Annotated in this window: 18 protein-coding genes; 16 read left to right on the forward strand and 2 right to left on the reverse strand. The window is 54.6% G+C overall.

The window, feature by feature from the left end; genetic code table 11:
* Positions 1-632: YdgA family protein (locus AB7E14_RS07840; RefSeq protein ID WP_428169445.1), on the forward strand; the 632-nt coding region annotated here is incomplete at its 5' end.
* Positions 633-658: 26 nt separating this feature from the next.
* On the opposite strand, the gene AB7E14_RS07845 is transcribed toward AB7E14_RS07840, so the two are convergent.
* Positions 659-1,687, reverse strand: coding sequence for a Mal regulon transcriptional regulator MalI (locus AB7E14_RS07845; protein ID WP_043000778.1), 1,029 nt, complete (start codon positions 1,685-1,687; stop codon positions 659-661).
* A 176-nt stretch (positions 1,688-1,863) separates the two neighbouring features.
* Here AB7E14_RS07845 and malX point away from each other — a divergent pair, with 176 nt between their 5' ends.
* The 3 genes from malX to add all read left to right on the forward strand — a co-directional run bounded on the left by malX (position 1,864) and on the right by add (position 5,743).
* On the forward strand, positions 1,864-3,456 hold the full coding sequence (gene malX / locus AB7E14_RS07850; RefSeq protein ID WP_044254641.1) for a PTS maltose transporter subunit IICB: 1,593 nt from the start codon (positions 1,864-1,866) through the stop codon (positions 3,454-3,456).
* A gap of 10 nt (positions 3,457-3,466) precedes the next feature.
* Positions 3,467-4,639 carry a MalY/PatB family protein gene (locus AB7E14_RS07855; protein WP_316962286.1) on the forward strand — a complete coding sequence of 391 codons (1,173 nt, stop codon included), beginning with the start codon at positions 3,467-3,469 and terminating at the stop codon, positions 4,637-4,639.
* A 102-nt stretch (positions 4,640-4,741) separates the two neighbouring features.
* Positions 4,742-5,743 carry an adenosine deaminase gene (gene add / locus AB7E14_RS07860; RefSeq protein ID WP_316962285.1) on the forward strand — a complete coding sequence of 334 codons (1,002 nt, stop codon included), beginning with the start codon at positions 4,742-4,744 and terminating at the stop codon, positions 5,741-5,743.
* 40 nt (positions 5,744-5,783) lie between these two features.
* Here the strand turns inward: add and AB7E14_RS07865 are convergent, their stop codons facing one another.
* Complete coding sequence (locus AB7E14_RS07865) at positions 5,784-6,824, reverse strand: oxidoreductase (RefSeq protein ID WP_044265354.1); 1,041 nt, start codon at positions 6,822-6,824, stop codon at positions 5,784-5,786.
* Positions 6,825-7,064: 240 nt separating this feature from the next.
* Here AB7E14_RS07865 and blr point away from each other — a divergent pair, with 240 nt between their 5' ends.
* The 12 genes from blr to gstA form a co-directional block, all read left to right on the forward strand.
* A complete protein-coding gene (blr, locus tag AB7E14_RS07870) occupies positions 7,065-7,190 on the forward strand; it encodes a division septum protein Blr (RefSeq protein ID WP_043001937.1) in 126 nt (41 codons plus the stop codon).
* Between the two features lie 121 nt (positions 7,191-7,311).
* Complete coding sequence (gene ydgT / locus AB7E14_RS07875) at positions 7,312-7,524, forward strand: transcription modulator YdgT (protein WP_428169446.1); 213 nt, start codon at positions 7,312-7,314, stop codon at positions 7,522-7,524.
* A gap of 78 nt (positions 7,525-7,602) precedes the next feature.
* Positions 7,603-8,043 (forward strand): DUF2569 domain-containing protein, encoded by a 441-nt coding sequence (locus AB7E14_RS07880; RefSeq protein ID WP_044328197.1) that lies wholly within the window; start codon positions 7,603-7,605, stop codon positions 8,041-8,043.
* A gap of 76 nt (positions 8,044-8,119) precedes the next feature.
* On the forward strand, positions 8,120-8,701 hold the full coding sequence (gene rsxA, locus AB7E14_RS07885; RefSeq protein ID WP_003029144.1) for an electron transport complex subunit RsxA: 582 nt from the start codon (positions 8,120-8,122) through the stop codon (positions 8,699-8,701).
* Positions 8,701-9,279 (forward strand): electron transport complex subunit RsxB, encoded by a 579-nt coding sequence (gene rsxB, locus AB7E14_RS07890; RefSeq protein ID WP_043000785.1) that lies wholly within the window; start codon positions 8,701-8,703, stop codon positions 9,277-9,279. Before rsxA ends, rsxB begins: the two co-directional genes overlap by 1 nt.
* Positions 9,272-11,413, forward strand: coding sequence for an electron transport complex subunit RsxC (rsxC, locus tag AB7E14_RS07895; protein ID WP_316962283.1), 2,142 nt, complete (start codon positions 9,272-9,274; stop codon positions 11,411-11,413). The genes rsxB and rsxC overlap by 8 nt, the downstream gene beginning before the upstream one ends.
* Entirely contained in the window at positions 11,414-12,472 is a 1,059-nt protein-coding gene (gene rsxD, locus AB7E14_RS07900) for an electron transport complex subunit RsxD (RefSeq protein ID WP_316962282.1), read from the forward strand.
* Positions 12,473-12,475: 3 nt separating this feature from the next.
* On the forward strand, positions 12,476-13,096 hold the full coding sequence (gene rsxG, locus AB7E14_RS07905) for an electron transport complex subunit RsxG (protein WP_044254656.1): 621 nt from the start codon (positions 12,476-12,478) through the stop codon (positions 13,094-13,096).
* A 3-nt stretch (positions 13,097-13,099) separates the two neighbouring features.
* A complete protein-coding gene (locus tag AB7E14_RS07910) occupies positions 13,100-13,798 on the forward strand; it encodes an electron transport complex subunit E (RefSeq protein WP_043000790.1) in 699 nt (232 codons plus the stop codon).
* Positions 13,795-14,430 carry an endonuclease III gene (gene nth, locus AB7E14_RS07915; protein ID WP_044328194.1) on the forward strand — a complete coding sequence of 212 codons (636 nt, stop codon included), beginning with the start codon at positions 13,795-13,797 and terminating at the stop codon, positions 14,428-14,430. The genes AB7E14_RS07910 and nth overlap by 4 nt, the downstream gene beginning before the upstream one ends.
* Positions 14,431-15,037: 607 nt before the next feature.
* On the forward strand, positions 15,038-16,543 hold the full coding sequence (gene dtpA / locus AB7E14_RS07920; RefSeq protein ID WP_044328051.1) for a dipeptide/tripeptide permease DtpA: 1,506 nt from the start codon (positions 15,038-15,040) through the stop codon (positions 16,541-16,543).
* A gap of 105 nt (positions 16,544-16,648) precedes the next feature.
* The coding region (gstA, locus tag AB7E14_RS07925) for a glutathione transferase GstA (protein ID WP_428169447.1) at positions 16,649-17,044 on the forward strand (396 nt) is incomplete at its 3' end.

Genomic DNA, 17,044 nt, shown 5'->3' on the forward strand with positions numbered 1-17,044 from the left:
AGGTTCAGAATCAGGATCTGGGAAGCGGCAAGCTGACGCTGAAAGTCGGTCAGATTGACGGCGCGGCATGGCATCAGTTTAGCCAGCAGTATAATGCCCAGACCCAGGCGCTGTTATCGCAGCCGGACGTGGCGGACAACCCGGAACTGTATCAGCAGAAAGTGACCGAAGCTTTCTTTGGTGCCCTGCCGCTGTTGATGAAAGGCGAACCGGTCATTACCATTGCGCCGTTGAGCTGGAAAAATGCCAAAGGTGAAACGGCGTTGAATTTATCCCTGTTCCTGAAGGATCCGGCCACCGCGCAAGGTGAACCGCAAACGCTGGCCGACGAAGTCGACCGTTCGCTGAAATCGCTCGACGGTAAGCTGTCAATTCCGGTGGATATGGCCGTTGAGTTTATGACTCAGGTCGCCCGTCTGGAAGGTTATCAGCAGGATGAAGCCGCTAAACTTGCCAACCAGCAGGTGAAAGGCCTGGCCGCGATGGGACAGATGTTCCGCATTACCACCCTTGAAGACAACACCATTGGCACCAGCCTGCAGTACGCGAATGGTCAGGTGACCTTAAACGGGAAGAAGATGCCGCTGGAGGAGTTTGTCGGAATGTTCGGCATGGTGCTGCCCCAGCCGTAATCACCAGAACCCCTCTGCGGAGGGGTTTATTCTTGCACCACCAGTCGCGCAGATAGCGTCTGGCTGCGGGTGTGACTTTCCTCACGCGCAATGCGTTGCAGGATGCGTTCCGCCAGACTGTAGCCCATTTCCCGCGCCGGCATTGTCGCCCAGACAATTGGCAGATCGTCCAGCGCGTTTTCCGCCACATCGGCAAAGGCGCCTAATGAAACCTGCTGCTCAAAGTAGCGATCAACCCCCACTTCACCGCTCTGCCGTCCCGCCCGCATCAGGCCAAACCATGCGCCCATCGCAATCGTTTCGTTGTAGCACACCACGGCGCTGATGGTCGGATTGCGTCGTAGTAACGCGCCGATGGCCTCGGCGGCCTGCTTCTGGCTGGATGCGCATTCCATGACCCAGTCGCTGTGAAACGGTAAACCGTATTTCAACAGTGTCGCACAATAGCCGCCGACGCGTTCCGCACGCGTTAATGATGAACTCTGCCCACCCAACCATGCAATGCGCTGATGACCGTGACGAATCAGATGCTCCGTCAACAGTTGCGCGGCCTGCATATTGTCCGGACGCACGGTATCTACGTCGTCCAGATAACTGGCTCGCGAGGCGAAAACCACCGGAATGCCCTTTTCTTCCGCCATCAGGCGCAGGTCATCGCTGCTGCCCGCCGCCCCGGCGATCACCACGCCGTCAACGCCCTGATTCAGGAGCATGGCAAAACGCTGCGCCAGTTGTTCACCATCCTGACCACCATGTAACAAAAACGCCATCCGGCCCTGTGCTTCCAGTGCTTCCGTTAATCCCGCCGTCAGTTCAGCATAAAACGGAGCCGACAGATCGCGGACAATCAATCCAATCACTCCGCTCTGGCCCCCCCGTAACACCGAAGCCTGACGGTTACGCACAAAACCGAGTTGTTCTATCGCCGCATTCACCCGTTCGCCGGTGGCGGTTGAAATACGACCTTTGCCGCTGAGTACCAGTGAAACCGTGCTGACGGAGACGCCCGCCGCCAGTGCAACATCGTGGATAGTGATTTTTTTGGCTATGGCCATAAAAACGCCAGACTCCCTGATAATGTGACAGATAAAACGTTTTATCTATTACCTCTATTTATACGCGTTAATATCGTCTGATAATGTGATTTTCACCGCACTAAAAAGTGATAAAACGTTTTATCTTCTTGATCAAATTTTCTCATTACCGATGGATTTGCACAAGGAGTCGTTAGATGACGGCGAAAACAACACCAAAAATTACGCTGTGGGAATTTTTCCAGCAGTTAGGGAAAACGTTTATGCTGCCCGTGGCGCTGCTTTCGTTTTGCGGGATTATGCTGGGGATTGGCAGTTCGCTAAGCAGCCACGATGTGATCACCCTGCTTCCGGCACTGGGTAATCCGGTGCTACAGGCCATCTTTACCTGGATGAGCAAAGTTGGCTCCTTTGCCTTCAGTTTCCTGCCGGTGATGTTCTGTATTGCGATCCCACTTGGGCTGGCGCGCGAAAACAAAGGCGTGGCGGCGTTTGCCGGTTTTGTCGGTTACGCGGTAATGAACCTCGCCGTTAACTTCTGGCTGACAGCAAAGGGTATTCTGCCGACCACCGATGCGGCGGTCCTGAAAGCCAACAACATCCAGAATATCCTCGGTATTCAGTCAATTGACACCGGGATACTCGGAGCGGTAATCGCCGGTATTATCGTGTGGATGCTGCACGAGCGTTTTCATAACATTCGTTTGCCGGATGCGCTGGCCTTCTTCGGCGGCACCCGCTTTGTCCCAATCGTCTCCTCAGTGGTGATGGGACTGGTTGGTCTGGTGATCCCGTTGGTGTGGCCGGTTTTCGCGATGGGGATCAGCGGTCTGGGTCATATGATCAACAGTGCGGGCGACTTTGGTCCGATGCTGTTTGGTACGGGCGAACGCCTGCTGTTGCCGTTTGGTTTGCATCACATTCTGGTGGCGTTAATTCGTTTTACCGACGCCGGGGGCACCCAGGAAGTGTGCGGTCATACGGTGAGCGGCGCGCTGACCATTTTCCAGGCGCAACTGAGTTGCCCGACCACGCAGGGCTTCTCAGAAAGCGCCACCCGCTTCCTGTCACAGGGTAAAATGCCGGCATTTCTCGGCGGCTTGCCAGGTGCGGCGTTAGCGATGTACCACTGCGCGCGTCCTGAGAATCGTCACAAGATCAAAGGGCTCCTGATCTCGGGTCTGATTGCCTGCGTCGTTGGCGGCACCACGGAACCACTGGAATTCCTGTTCCTGTTTGTCGCTCCGGTACTGTATGTTATTCACGCATTGCTGACCGGTCTGGGCTTTACCATGATGTCGGTTCTGGGTGTGACTATCGGTAATACTGACGGCAATATCATTGACTTTGTGGTGTTTGGGATCCTCCACGGACTGTCCACCAAATGGTATCTGGTACCGGTCGTCGCGGCAGTCTGGTTCGTGGTGTACTATGCTATCTTCCGCTTCGCGATCACTCGCTTTAACCTCAAAACACCGGGTCGTGACAGTGAGATTGCCAGCTCGATCGAAAAAGCCGTTGCCGGTACGCCGGGAAAATCAGGTTATAACGTACCTGCTATTCTGGCTGCGCTGGGCGGTGCGGATAACATCGTTAGTCTGGATAACTGCATTACCCGGCTGCGTCTTTCTGTTAAGGATATGTCGCAGGTTGATGTGCAGGCGCTGAAGGACAATCGTGCCATCGGTGTCGTGCAGTTGAACCAACATAACCTGCAGGTGGTGATTGGCCCGCAGGTCCAGTCGGTTAAAGATGAAATGGCCGGTCTGATGAACACCGTTCAGGCATAAGGACACGCACATGTTTGATTTTTCACAGGTTGTTGACCGTCACGGTACATGGTGCACGCAATGGGATTACGTAGCCGATCGCTTCGGCACTGCCGACCTGCTACCGTTTACTATCTCTGATATGGATTTCGCGACGGCTCCCTGCATCCTGGAGGCGCTGAATCAGCGCCTCGCTCACGGTGTGCTGGGCTACAGTCGCTGGCAGAATGAGGCGTTTCTCGGCGCGGTTGCCCACTGGTTTGCCCGGCGCCACAATACGCGTATCGATACCGGATCGCTGGTGTATGGCCCTTCCGTGATCTATATGGTGTCACAGCTCATCCGCCAGTGGTCTTCTGTCGGTGACGGCGTGGTGCTCCATACCCCAGCCTATGACGCGTTCTATAAGGCTATCGAAGGCAATCAGCGCCATGTTGTTCCGGTGGCACTGGAACAGCGCAATGGCCATTGGCATTGCGATATAGAGAAACTGGATGCGGCGCTGGCGCGCCCGGAAAGTAAAATTCTGCTGCTGTGCAGTCCGCATAACCCGACCGGTAAAGTCTGGACGCGCGAGGAACTGGAAGCGATGGCGGAACGCTGCCAGCGTCACGGCGTGCGGGTCATCTCAGATGAAATTCATATGGATATGGTCTGGGGCGAACAACCGCACATCCCCTGGAGCAATGTGGCGCGTGACAATTGGGCACTGTTTACCTCTGGCTCCAAAAGCTTCAATATTCCGGCGCTGACCGGCGCTTACGGGATGATTGTAGACGCTGAAAGTCGTGATACGTATATCAACGCGTTGAAAGGTCGCGACGGTCTGTCCTCTCCCGCCGTGCTGGCACTGACTGCTCATATCGCGGCCTATGAACAGGGTGAGCCGTGGCTGGACGCGCTACGGGCGTATCTCCGGGACAACCTACGCTACATTGCGGATACGCTGAACGACGCTTTTCCTGAACTTAACTGGCCGGTGCCGCAGTCGACCTATCTCGCGTGGATCGATCTGCGGGTATTAAACGTTGATGATAATGCATTGCAGAATGCGCTGATTCAGCAGGAAAAAATCGCCATCATGCCCGGCTTTACTTACGGTGATGAAGGACGCGGTTTTGTACGACTGAATGCCGGTTGTCCACGTTCAAAACTCGAAAAAGGCGTGAACGGATTAATTAACGCGATCCGATCAATACGCTGACCCCGGTTGCGCAATGGAATTAATCATTGCGCAACATAGCTTTTCCCCTGCTTTTGTTTTTATAATAGCGCGCACTTTTATATACGAATAATGAGTGCGACCATGATTGATAATTCCCTGCCGTTAACTGACATTCATCGCCACCTTGATGGTAACATCCGGGCACAAACCATTCTGGATCTTGGCCGCCAGTTCAATTTGCCCCTCCCCGCGCAAACCCTTGAAACGCTGATCCCTCATGTACAGGTCACGGCCACTGAACCGGATCTGGTTAGCTTTCTGTCGAAACTGGACTGGGGCGTGAAAGTCTTAGCGTCCCTCGACGCCTGTCGCCGCGTCGCGTTTGAAAATATCGAAGACGCCGCGCGCAATGGCCTGCACTATGTAGAACTGCGTTTTTCTCCGGGCTACATGGCAATGACACATCAGCTGCCGGTTGCTGGCGTGGTGGAAGCGGTCATCGCTGGCGTACATGAAGGCTGTAAAACCTTTGGCGTGCAGGCGCAACTGATAGGCATCATGAGCCGGACCTTCGGCGAGGCCGCGTGTCTGCAGGAGCTGGAAGCGCTGCTGGCGCACCGCGATCGGATCACCGCGCTTGACCTTGCCGGTGATGAACTGGGCTTCCCTGGCAGCCTGTTCCTGTCCCACTTCAACCGCGCGCGTGACGCGGGCTGGCACATTACGGTGCACGCCGGTGAAGCTGCCGGTCCGGAAAGCATCTGGCAGGCCATTCGCGAACTGGGTGCGGAACGCATCGGCCACGGCGTGAAAGCGGTTGAGGATCCGGCGCTGATGGATTTCCTCGCGGAACAACGGATTGGCATCGAATCCTGTCTGACGTCGAATATTCAGACCAGCACCGTGGCATCATTGTCCGCGCATCCGCTGAAAACGTTCCTCGAGCATGGCGTCCTCGCCAGCCTGAATACTGACGATCCGGCGGTCCAGGGACTGGATATCATTCACGAATATACCGTTGCGGCACCGGCAGCAGGACTGAGCCGTGAGCAGATTCGTCAGGCACAGATTAACGGACTGGAAATCGCCTTCCTGAACGCGGCGGAAAAACAGGCGCTGCGAGAAAAAGTGGCGGCGGCATAGCGAAAAGAGGCCCGACGTGATTCATCGGGCCTTTCAGACATCAGGCAAGGCATAACGTCGAACGATGTTTCGCCGACTCAATTCCCAGTTCAATCAGTTCCATAATCTGGATAGCCTGGCTCGCCGGTACAGGGTTCTCTCCGTGACCATTCAACGCATCGCGGATCCCGGCATAGTACGCCGGATAGTTCCCCGGCACGGTCAGCCAGGTCTCTTCCACCCGTGTTTCGCCTTCAACGCGTGTGACGATGCCATCACGCATATCGTAGCCCCAGTCTTCTTGCGGCAGGCGCTCGCCATTTTTCAGACGCTCTTCCTGCGGATCCAGACCGTACTTCACATAGCTGCCGCGCGAACCATGCACGATGTAACGCGCCGATTCCGCTGCCGCCAGCATCGTACCGTGTAAGATCACCCGACGCTGCGGGTAGGAAAGCGTGGCATGGAAGTAGTCCGTTGACTGTGCCCCCGGGCGCAACTGGGCCAAATCTACCGTCATGCTGACAGGCAGACCGAACAGATTGATCGCCTGATCAAGAAGATGCGGTGCCAGATCGTACCAGATACCGCTTCCCGGTCCCCCTTGCTCACGCCAGCGATCCCGTACCTGCGGACGAAAGCGGTCGAAATGCGATTCAAAATAGGCGACCTCACCCAAAACGCCTTCCGCCAGCATCGCTTTCAGGGTCAAAAAGTCACTGTCCCAACGACGGTTGTGGAAAACAGAGAGCACCCGTCCCAGACTGCGTGCCAGCGTATCCAGTTCGCGCGCTTGTGACAGTGTCACGGTGAAAGGTTTATCAACCACCACATGTTTACCCGCTTCCAGCGCCGCTTTGGCCAGCGGGAAATGGGTATCGTTTGGTGTGGGTATGACGATCAGATCAATATTAGGGTCGTTAAACAGATGCTTCGGCTCAGAGACAACGGCCACGGAAGGCCAGTCCGCCTTCACTTTCGCTGCATCGCTACTGGAAACGACGGCCAGTTCCAGTCCCGGCGTGCCGTCAATCAGGGGGGCATGGAACGTTTTACTGGCGTATCCGTAGCCAATCAGTCCTACACGGATGTTGTCACTCATATATATGCCTCTCGTTTCAGTCTGTGACTATTTCACACTATCCATGAACCACTCACAATAGTTTAATAACCCTGAGGCTATAAAGGTCGTTATTTAACTTAAGTCAAATAAATGTCACTTTCGGGCAGTTTGTCGGTATAAAGTCGCTGAAATCGTTCCCGAAACACTTGCCGGGATAATTATTGCTAAGTAACATCTGCTGCCGGTATTTAAGGATAAATCAAGCAAATGTCGTCAGTCATCAATCGTCTTATTGAATTAACAGGTTGGGTGGTTCTTGCGGTTTCCGTGGTCCTCCTTGGCGTTGCCAATCATATCGATAATTATCAGCCTCCCGAACCGACTGCCGCTGTTCAGCAGAAATAGCGCACCAGGCGGCGTATGTCGCCTGGAAAGTCGGTTTTCCCGAATTATTTGCAGAAAAAGCCGAAAAATTATCTGAAAAAGCGAATTGTGCGGCCTCCCATGCCGGCGCTTATTGCCAGTGATGGCGAAGCGCGTTATATTAAAATTTCGCAAAATTAGCTCGCTCGAAAGCCTGGAAAAGCTGTTTGACCACCTGCACTACACCCTGACCGACGATCATGACATTATCAATATGTATCGCGCGGCCGATCATCGCCGCGCAGAACTGGTCTCCGGCGGTCGCCTTTTTGATATTGGTCAGGTACCGAAATCCGTCTGGCACTACGTGCAATAAGAAAGTAGCGCTTGCCGGTAAAAGCTTTATAATAATTGCCCCAAAAAGAACGGTACGTCTGGCAATTCCGGAGATTTTATGACCACAACACCGGCACAGCGCATTGGCGGTTGGTTACTGGGCCCGCTGGCCTGGCTTTTAGTCGCCTTGCTGAGTGCGTCGCTGGCCTTGTTCCTGTATGCTACGGCGCTCGCCTCGCCTAAAACGTTGGCGATGCTGACGGAGCAAAGTACCGGCAACCTGCTGTTGTGGGGCGTCTCTTTTCTTACCGCGATTGCCATGTGGTATTACACCCTGTGGTTGACGATTGCGTTCTTTAAGCGCAGACGCAGTGTGCCAAAGCACTATATTATCTGGCTGCTGGTCTCCGTCTTACTGGCGGTCAAGGCTTTTGCCTTTTCACCGGTGCCCGACGCCTTAGCTGTGCGTCAGTTACTCTTCCCGTTGCTGGCGGCAGCACTGTTAGTGCCCTATTTCAAGCGTTCCTCGCGTGTGAAAACGACCTTTGTGAACCCGTAATAACCTTACAGTTAACCTGTTGTCGCCTGCTGTAGATTGTCAGATAATAGGCGGCTTTTTTATTTCAGGCCGAAAAATGACTGATTACCTGCTGCTGTTTGTCGGAACTGTACTGGTCAATAACTTTGTACTGGTTAAGTTTCTGGGGCTTTGTCCTTTTATGGGCGTTTCCAAAAAGCTGGAAACCGCGATGGGGATGGGGCTTGCGACCACGTTTGTGATGACGCTGGCCTCAATCTGCGCCTGGCTGATTGACACCTGGATCCTGATCCCGCTCAATCTCATTTATCTGCGCACGCTGGCCTTTATTCTGGTTATCGCGGTCGTGGTGCAATTTACTGAAATGGTGGTGCGCAAAACCAGCCCGGCGCTCTATCGCCTGCTGGGGATTTTCTTACCGCTGATCACCACCAACTGCGCGGTTCTCGGTGTCGCGTTGCTGAATATCAATCTCGGCCATAACTTTTTACAGTCGGCGCTGTACGGTTTTTCCGCCGCCGTCGGCTTCTCGCTGGTGATGGTGCTGTTTGCGGCGATTCGCGAGCGTCTCGCCGTTGCAGATGTCCCGGCACCGTTTCGCGGTAACGCCATTGCGCTGATTACCGCCGGATTAATGTCTCTGGCCTTTATGGGCTTTAGTGGTTTGGTGAAGTTGTAATGAATGCTATCTGGATTGCCGTTGCCGCCGTGAGCCTGCTGGGCCTGGTGTTCGGCGCTATCCTGGGTTACGCCTCCCGTCGTTACGCGGTGGAGGATGATCCTGTCGTTGAAAAAATCGATGAGATTCTGCCGCAGAGCCAGTGTGGGCAATGCGGCTATCCCGGCTGTCGCCCCTATGCGGAAGCGATTGGCAGTCAGGGTGAAAAAATTAACCGCTGTGCGCCTGGCGGCGAAGCGGTGATGTTAAAAATCGCTGAGCTGCTGAACGTGGATCCCCAGCCGATTGATGGCGATGAACAGGATGTGGCGCCGGTCCGCATGCTGGCGATGATTGATGAAGCCAACTGTATCGGCTGCACCAAGTGTATTCAGGCCTGCCCGGTGGACGCCATTATTGGCGCAACGCGTGCCATGCACACGGTGATGAGTGATTTGTGCACGGGCTGCAATCTGTGCGTGGATCCCTGCCCGACTCACTGCATTGAACTGCGTCCGGTCGCCGAAACACCTGACAGCTGGAAGTGGGATTTGAACACGATCCCCGTGCGTAATATCCCCGTGGAACAACATGCTTAAGTTATTCTCTGCTTTCAGAAAAGATAAGATCTGGGATTTCAACGGCGGTATCCATCCGCCGGAAATGAAAACCCAGTCAAACGGCACGCCGCTGCGTCAGGTTCCCCTCGCGCAGCGCTTCGTTATGCCGCTCAAACAACATATCGGTGCCGAAGGTGAACTGTGCGTCGCCGAAGGGCAACACGTATTGCGCGGACAAGCGCTGACACGTGGATGGGGAAGAATGCTCCCGGTTCATGCGCCCACTTCCGGGACGGTGGTCGCCATTGCGCCCCACTCAACGGCGCATCCTTCGGCATTAGCTGAACTTAGCGTGATCATCGACGCCGACGGCGAAGACCGCTGGATTGAACGCGAAGGTTGGCAGGATTACCGTTCGCAGAGCCGCGAAGCCCTAATCGAACGTATTCACCAGTTCGGCGTCGCTGGACTGGGCGGTGCCGGCTTTCCAACCGGCAATAAATTAAAGGGTGGCGGCGACAAAATTGAAACGCTGATCATCAACGCGGCGGAATGTGAACCCTATATCACTGCCGACGATCGGCTGATGCAGGATTGTGCGGCGCAGGTTGTCGAGGGTATCCGCATCCTGGCGCATATTCTGCAACCTCGTGAAGTCCTCATCGGTATCGAAGATAACAAACCGCAGGCCATCTCAATGCTGCGTGCGGTGCTGGCCGACGCGCGGGATATCTCACTGCGTGTCATCCCGACGAAATATCCGTCGGGCGGTGCAAAACAGCTGACCCAAATCCTGACCGGGAAGCAGGTTCCGCACGGCGGTCGTTCTTCCGACATCGGCGTACTGATGCAAAACGTCGGTACGGCGTATGCGGTAAAACGCGCGATCGTCGATGGAGAACCGATTACTGAACGGGTTGTGACCCTCACCGGTGAAGCGGTCAGTCGTCCAGGCAACGTCTGGGCGAGGCTGGGTACACCAGTGAAACATCTGTTAAATGATGCCGGTTTCTGCCCTTCTGCCGATCAGATGGTGATTATGGGCGGCCCGCTGATGGGCTTCACCCTACCGTGGCTCGATGTGCCGGTCGTAAAGATCACCAACTGTTTGCTGGCGCCGTCAGCGACAGAGATGGGTGAACCACAGGAAGAGAAAGGCTGCATTCGCTGTAGCGCCTGCGCCGACGCCTGCCCGGCAGATCTTCTGCCCCAGCAGCTTTACTGGTTCAGTAAAGGGCAACAGCATGACAAAGCCACGGCGCATAACATTGCCGACTGCATTGAATGCGGTGCCTGTGCCTGGGTTTGCCCGAGCAATATTCCGTTGGTGCAATATTTCCGTCAGGAGAAAGCCGAGCTTTACGCAATAAGCCAGGAAGAGAAACGCGCGGCAGAGGCTAAAGCGCGCTTTGAAGCGCGTCAGGCTCGCCTGGAGCGAGAGAAAGCGGCGCGTCTGGAACGTCACAAGAAAGCCGCCGTGCAGCCTGCGGCAAAAGATCAGGATGCCATTGCCGCCGCCCTGGCTCGCGTCAAAGAGAAACAGGCGCAAGCGACTCAACCAGTCATGATCAAAGCCGGTGAAAAACCGGACAATAGTGCGGTGATAGCCGCTCGCGAAGCGCGCAAAGCGCTGGCACGAGCAAAACAGGCCGGGAACGTCACCGCAGTGGATGCCGATCCGCGTAAAGCCGCCGTCGAGGCCGCTATCGCCCGTGCGAAGGCGCGCAAGCAGGAACAGCAGACCAACGGCGAATCTGCTGCACCAACTGAACCGATGGATCCGCGCAAAGCCGCCGTTGAGGCCGCTATTGCCCGCGCGAAAGCGCGCAAGCAAGAACAACAGGCCAGCGGCGAACCTGCTGCACCAACTGAACCGGTGGATCCGCGCAAAGCCGCCGTTGAGGCTGCTATCGCCCGTGCGAAGGCACGCAAACAAGAACAACAGGCCAGCAGCGAACCTGCCGCACCGGCTGAACCGGTGGATCCGCGCAAAGCGGCCGTCGAGGCCGCTATTGCCCGTGCAAAGGCACGCAAACAGGCGCAGTTGGCCAGCGACGAACCGGCTGCCCCCTCCCTGGAACCGGTCGACCCACGCAAGGCGGCCATCGCCGCCGCGATAGCGCGCGCAAAAGCTAAAAAAGACGCTCAGCAGCAGGTTGTTAACGAGGAATAAATGGTATTCAGAATCGCAAGTTCTCCCTACACGCATAATCAGCGTCAAACCTCGCGCATTATGCTGCTGGTCTTACTGGCTGCGGTGCCAGGCATCGCCGTGCAATGGTGGTTTTTCGGCTGGGGGACGCTGTTCCAGATCGTACTCGCCTGCGCCAGTGCGCTGCTGGCGGAGGCCGCCGTACTCAGATTGCGTAAACAGCCGGTAGTGGCGATTTTAAAAGATAACTCCGCGCTGCTGACCGGTCTGCTGCTGGCCGTCAGTATTCCTCCCCTCGCCCCCTGGTGGATGGTGATCCTCGGTACGGTATTCGCGCTGATCATTGCCAAGCAATTGTATGGTGGTCTGGGACAAAACCCGTTCAACCCGGCGATGATTGGTTATGTGGTGCTGCTAATCTCCTTCCCGGTGCAGATGACCAGTTGGTTGCCCCCGCAGGATATTGCCGCCAGCGCGCCGGGACTGGTCGATGCGCTGCAGGTCATCTTTACCGGGCATACCGCCAGCGGCGGTGATATGAATACGTTGCGTATGGGCATTGACGGGATAAGCCAGGCCACGCCGCTCGATACGTTCAAAACCTCTCTGCATGCAGGTCATTCTGTTGAGCAGATCATGCAGTACCCCATTTATAACGGTATGTTTGCCGGTGCGGGCTGGCAGTGGGTCAACCTGGCCTGGCTGGTTGGCGGTGTTTTTCTGCTACAGCAAAAAGCCATTCGCTGGCATATTCCGGTAAGCTTCCTGCTCTCATTGGGCGTCTGTGCGACGCTGGGCTGGCTGTTTGTCCCCGAGTCGCTGGCTTCCCCGCAAATTCATCTGCTCAGTGGGGCAACGATGCTTGGCGCATTCTTCATTCTGACGGATCCGGTGACGGCCTCGACGACCAATCGCGGCCGTCTGGTGTTTGGTGCACTGGCGGGCCTGCTGGTGTGGTTAATCCGTAGCTTCGGCGGCTATCCGGATGGCGTGGCCTTTGCCGTACTGTTAGCCAATATTACGGTGCCGCTGATTGACTACTACACGCGCCCGCGCGTGTACGGACACCGCAAAGGATAATCCATGCTGAAAACGATTCGTAAACATGGCATCACCCTGGCGCTGTTTGCCGCTGGCTCGACCGGACTCACCGCCGCCATCAACCAGTTGACCAAAACCACCATTGATGAACAGGCAGCCATTCAGCAAAAGGCGCTGTTTGATCAGGTCTTGCCTGCCGATCGCTATAATAACCGTTTGCAGGATCGCTGCGTCGTGGTCAGCGCCCCTGAGCTGGGCAAAGGCGAGCATCGCGTTTATATCGCTGAGCAGGACGGGACTCCCGTGGCGGCGGTACTTGAGGCGACGGCACCGGATGGTTATTCCGGTGCCATCCAGTTGTTGGTCGGCGCTGATTTCAGCGGTACGATTTTAGGCACTCGCGTGACGGAACACCATGAAACGCCGGGTCTGGGCGATAAAATAGAACGGCGTCTGTCTGACTGGATCACCGGTTTCAGCGGAAAAAAAATCCAGAGTGATAACGACAGCCACTGGGCCGTGAAAAAAGACGGCGGGGATTTTGACCAGTTTACCGGGGCGACGATTACGCCACGTGCGGTGGTCAATGCCGTCAAGCGTGCCGGACTGTATGCCCGGACGCTGCCGGCACAACTTCCTCAACTTCCAGCCTGCGGAGAATAAATCATGAGCGAAATTAAAGATGTCATCGTTCAGGGATTGTGGAAAAACAACTCGGCGCTGGTACAACTGTTGGGACTGTGCCCTCTGCTGGCGGTAACCTCTACGGCGACCAATGCGTTGGGACTGGGTCTTGCCACTACACTGGTATTGACCCTGACTAATCTGGCGGTCTCGACATTACGTCGCTGGACGCCGGCAGAAATTCGTATCCCAATTTATGTGATGATTATCGCGTCGGTCGTCAGTGTGGTACAGATGCTGATCAACGCCTATGCCTTTGGCCTCTACCAGTCGCTGGGGATTTTTATCCCGCTGATCGTGACCAACTGCATTGTGGTGGGACGTGCTGAAGCCTTCGCCGCCAAAAAGGGTCCGGCGCTCTCTGCGCTCGACGGGTTTTCCATCGGGATGGGCGCAACCGGCGCTATGTTTGTGCTGGGCTCTCTGCGTGAGATTATCGGCAACGGAACCTTGTTTGATGGTGCGGATGGGCTGCTCGGTAGCTGGGCGAAGGTACTGCGCGTGGAAATTTTCCACACCGACTCTCCTTTCCTGCTGGCAATGCTGCCCCCCGGCGCCTTTATTGGCCTGGGACTCATGCTGGCGGTGAAATATCTCATTGATGAGAAGATGAAAAAACGTCGCGCCAGTGCGTCTGTCGCAACGGAGTTGCCCTCCGCTGAACCAGGGAATGTCTCATGAATAAAGCAAAGCGGTTAGAAATTTTAACCCGATTACGCGCGAATAATCCGCATCCGACGACCGAACTGAATTTCAACTCGCCCTTTGAACTGTTGATCGCCGTGCTGTTATCGGCCCAGGCGACAGATGTCAGCGTGAACAAGGCCACGGCGAAACTCTACCCGGTTGCCAATACCCCCGCCGCCATGCTGGAACTCGGCGTTGAGGGCGTGAAGTCCTATATCAAAACGATCGGCCTGTTTAACAGCAAAGCCGAAAACGTGATTAAGACCTGCCGCATCCTGCTTGAGCAACATCATGGCGAGGTACCTGAGGATCGTGCGGCGCTTGAAGCCCTGCCGGGCGTTGGGCGCAAGACGGCAAACGTCGTGCTGAATACCGCCTTCGGCTGGCCCACCATCGCCGTCGACACGCATATCTTTCGCGTCTGTAACCGTACCCACTTTGCGCCCGGTAAGAACGTTGAGCAGGTGGAAGAGAAATTGCTAAAAGTGGTGCCCGCAGAGTTTAAGGTCGACTGCCACCACTGGTTGATCCTGCACGGTCGTTACACCTGTATTGCCCGCAAGCCGCGCTGTGGCTCCTGTATCATCGAAGATCTTTGTGAATACAAAGAGAAAGTCGATATCTGATTCGTCGGGGCAACCCCATCCGCCCCGCCATAACTTTTTGTTATCCTCTACTTCTTCCTCTTCATTCCGTCAATGATTCCACGTCATCAGGTTTAGACAAATCAATAATCCTGGTGATTAGTGCCTATTCAGGTTAATCCTTTTTTTAATAACGAAAATTTCTATCCAACTGTGATCACGATCATAGTGATAACCCTATGTAAATTATTTTGTTGAATTTGGTTAATTCTACAATCAGATGACAAGGAGTCAGTTTTTATACACAAAACATTACACTGGCTATTTTTTAGATGCTGGCCTTTATCACTACATTAAACGGCATATAGCAGAACATATCGCCATACAGCGATTTTCAGGGCCAGTTGACAGCGTAAAAAACTGCCATTACGCAATTAAAAAAATTTAACGCTAGATAACATTTATCTACCCCGATGAATTCACCAGATGAGATATATGTAACAGGTTATTACAAAAGACTTGTCTGAAAGTGCAAGATAGTGAACATTACTTGCCGTTTCCCCTCCCACTATAACAATTTCACGGCTACCCAGTGGTATCACGTGACAGAACACCCCCGTTAATATGGGATGTAAAAAAAGAGGCTAAAGTGTCTACTGCAAACAAGAAACCAACGGAAAGCGTCAGTCTTAACGCTTTCAAACAACCGAAGGCGTTCTATCTCATCTTCTCGATTGAGCTCTGGGAGCGTTTCGGTTATTACGGCTTACAAGGAATTATGGCCGTCTACCTGGTTAAACAACTGGGTATGTCTGAAGCGGATTCAATCACTCTTTTCTCGTCTTTTAGCGCCCTAGTTTACGGTCTGGTCGCCATTGGTGGCTGGTTAGGCGATAAAGTTCTGGGTACCAAGCGCGTCATTATGCTTGGTGCGGTAGTCCTGGCTATTGGTTATGCCCTGGTGGCATGGTCCGGGCACGACGCTGGCATCGTTTATATGGGGATGGCCGCCATTGCCGTGGGTAATGGTCTGTTTAAAGCTAACCCGTCCTCGCTGCTCTCGACCTGCTATGCAAAAGATGACCCGCGTCTTGATGGTGCATTTACGATGTACTACATGTCCGTCAATATCGGTTCATTCTTCTCAATGCTGGCAACGCCGTGGCTGGCCGCGCATTACGGCTGGAGCACCGCGTTCGCGTTGAGCGTTGTCGGTATGCTGATCACCGTGGTGAACTTCGCGTTCTGCCAGCGTTGGGTGAAGAACTACGGTTCTAAACCTGACTTTGAGCCGATTAACTTCCGCAACCTGTTGCTGACCATCGTCGGTGTTATCGCGCTCATCGCGATCGCCACCTGGCTGCTGCATAACCAGCAAATCGCCCGCATGGTTCTGGGTGTGATCGCGCTTGGTATCGTGATTATCTTCGGTAAAGAAGCCTTCTCTATGCAGGGTGCGGCTCGTCGTAAAATGATCGTGGCGTTCATTCTGATGCTGGAAGCGATCATCTTCTTCGTGCTGTACAGCCAGATGCCGACATCGCTGAACTTCTTCGCTATCCGTAACGTTGAGCACTCCATTCTTGGCATCGCGTTCGAACCTGAACAGTATCAGGCGCTGAACCCGTTCTGGATCATCATTGGTAGTCCTATCCTCGCGGCTATCTATAACAAGATGGGCGACACTCTGCCGATGCCGACGAAGTTTGCCATTGGTATGGTGCTGTGTTCAGGCGCGTTCCTGATCCTGCCGCTGGGTGCCAAATTCGCCTCCGATGCGGGCATCGTTTCCGTTAACTGGCTGATCATCTGCTACGGCCTGCAAAGTATCGGTGAGCTGATGATTTCCGGTCTGGGCCTGGCCATGGTGGCACAGCTGGTTCCACAGCGTCTGATGGGCTTCATCATGGGTAGCTGGTTCCTCACCACTGCCGGCGCCAACATCATTGGCGGTTATGTCGCCAGCATGATGGCGGTTCCGGAAAACGTAACGGACCCGCTGATGTCTCTGGAAGTTTATGGTCGCGTGTTCCTGCAGATTGGCGTGGCAACCGCAGTGATCGCTGTTCTGATGTTGCTGACGGCGCCGAAACTGAACCGCATGACTCAGGACGACGAACCTCGCGAGAAAGCGTCTAAAACCGCTACCGCGTAAATTTCTGGGAAACGCATAATGAAGCTGCTAACGTTGCGTTAGCGGCTTTTTTTTTGCCTGAACCCGAACCAGGATACGTTAAACCTCAGTTGAAAGGAGTTATCGATGAAACTGTTCTACAAGCCAGGTGCCTGCTCTCTTGCCTCCCATATTACCCTTCGCGAGAGTGGGAAAGATTTCACCCTGGATGGCGTGGATTTGATGAAAAAGCGTCTGGAAAACGGCGATGATTTTTTCGCGGTCAACCCGAAAGGACAGGTTCCCGCTTTGCTGCTCGATGATGGTACGCTGCTGACCGAAGGCGTGGCGATAATGCAATATCTCGCCGACAGCGTTCCTGATCGCCAGTTGCTGGCTCCCGTGAGCAGCATTTCGCGCTACAAGACGCTGGAATGGCTTAACTACATTGCGACTGAACTGCATAAAGGCTTCACGCCGCTGTTTCGCCCTGACACTCCAGAAGAGTATAAACCGACCGTTTGCGCGCTTCTTGAGAAGAAA

Origin of the sequence: Citrobacter sp. (genome assembly GCF_050252275.1) — a bacterium.
Classification (GTDB): domain Bacteria; phylum Pseudomonadota; class Gammaproteobacteria; order Enterobacterales; family Enterobacteriaceae; genus Citrobacter_A; species Citrobacter_A amalonaticus.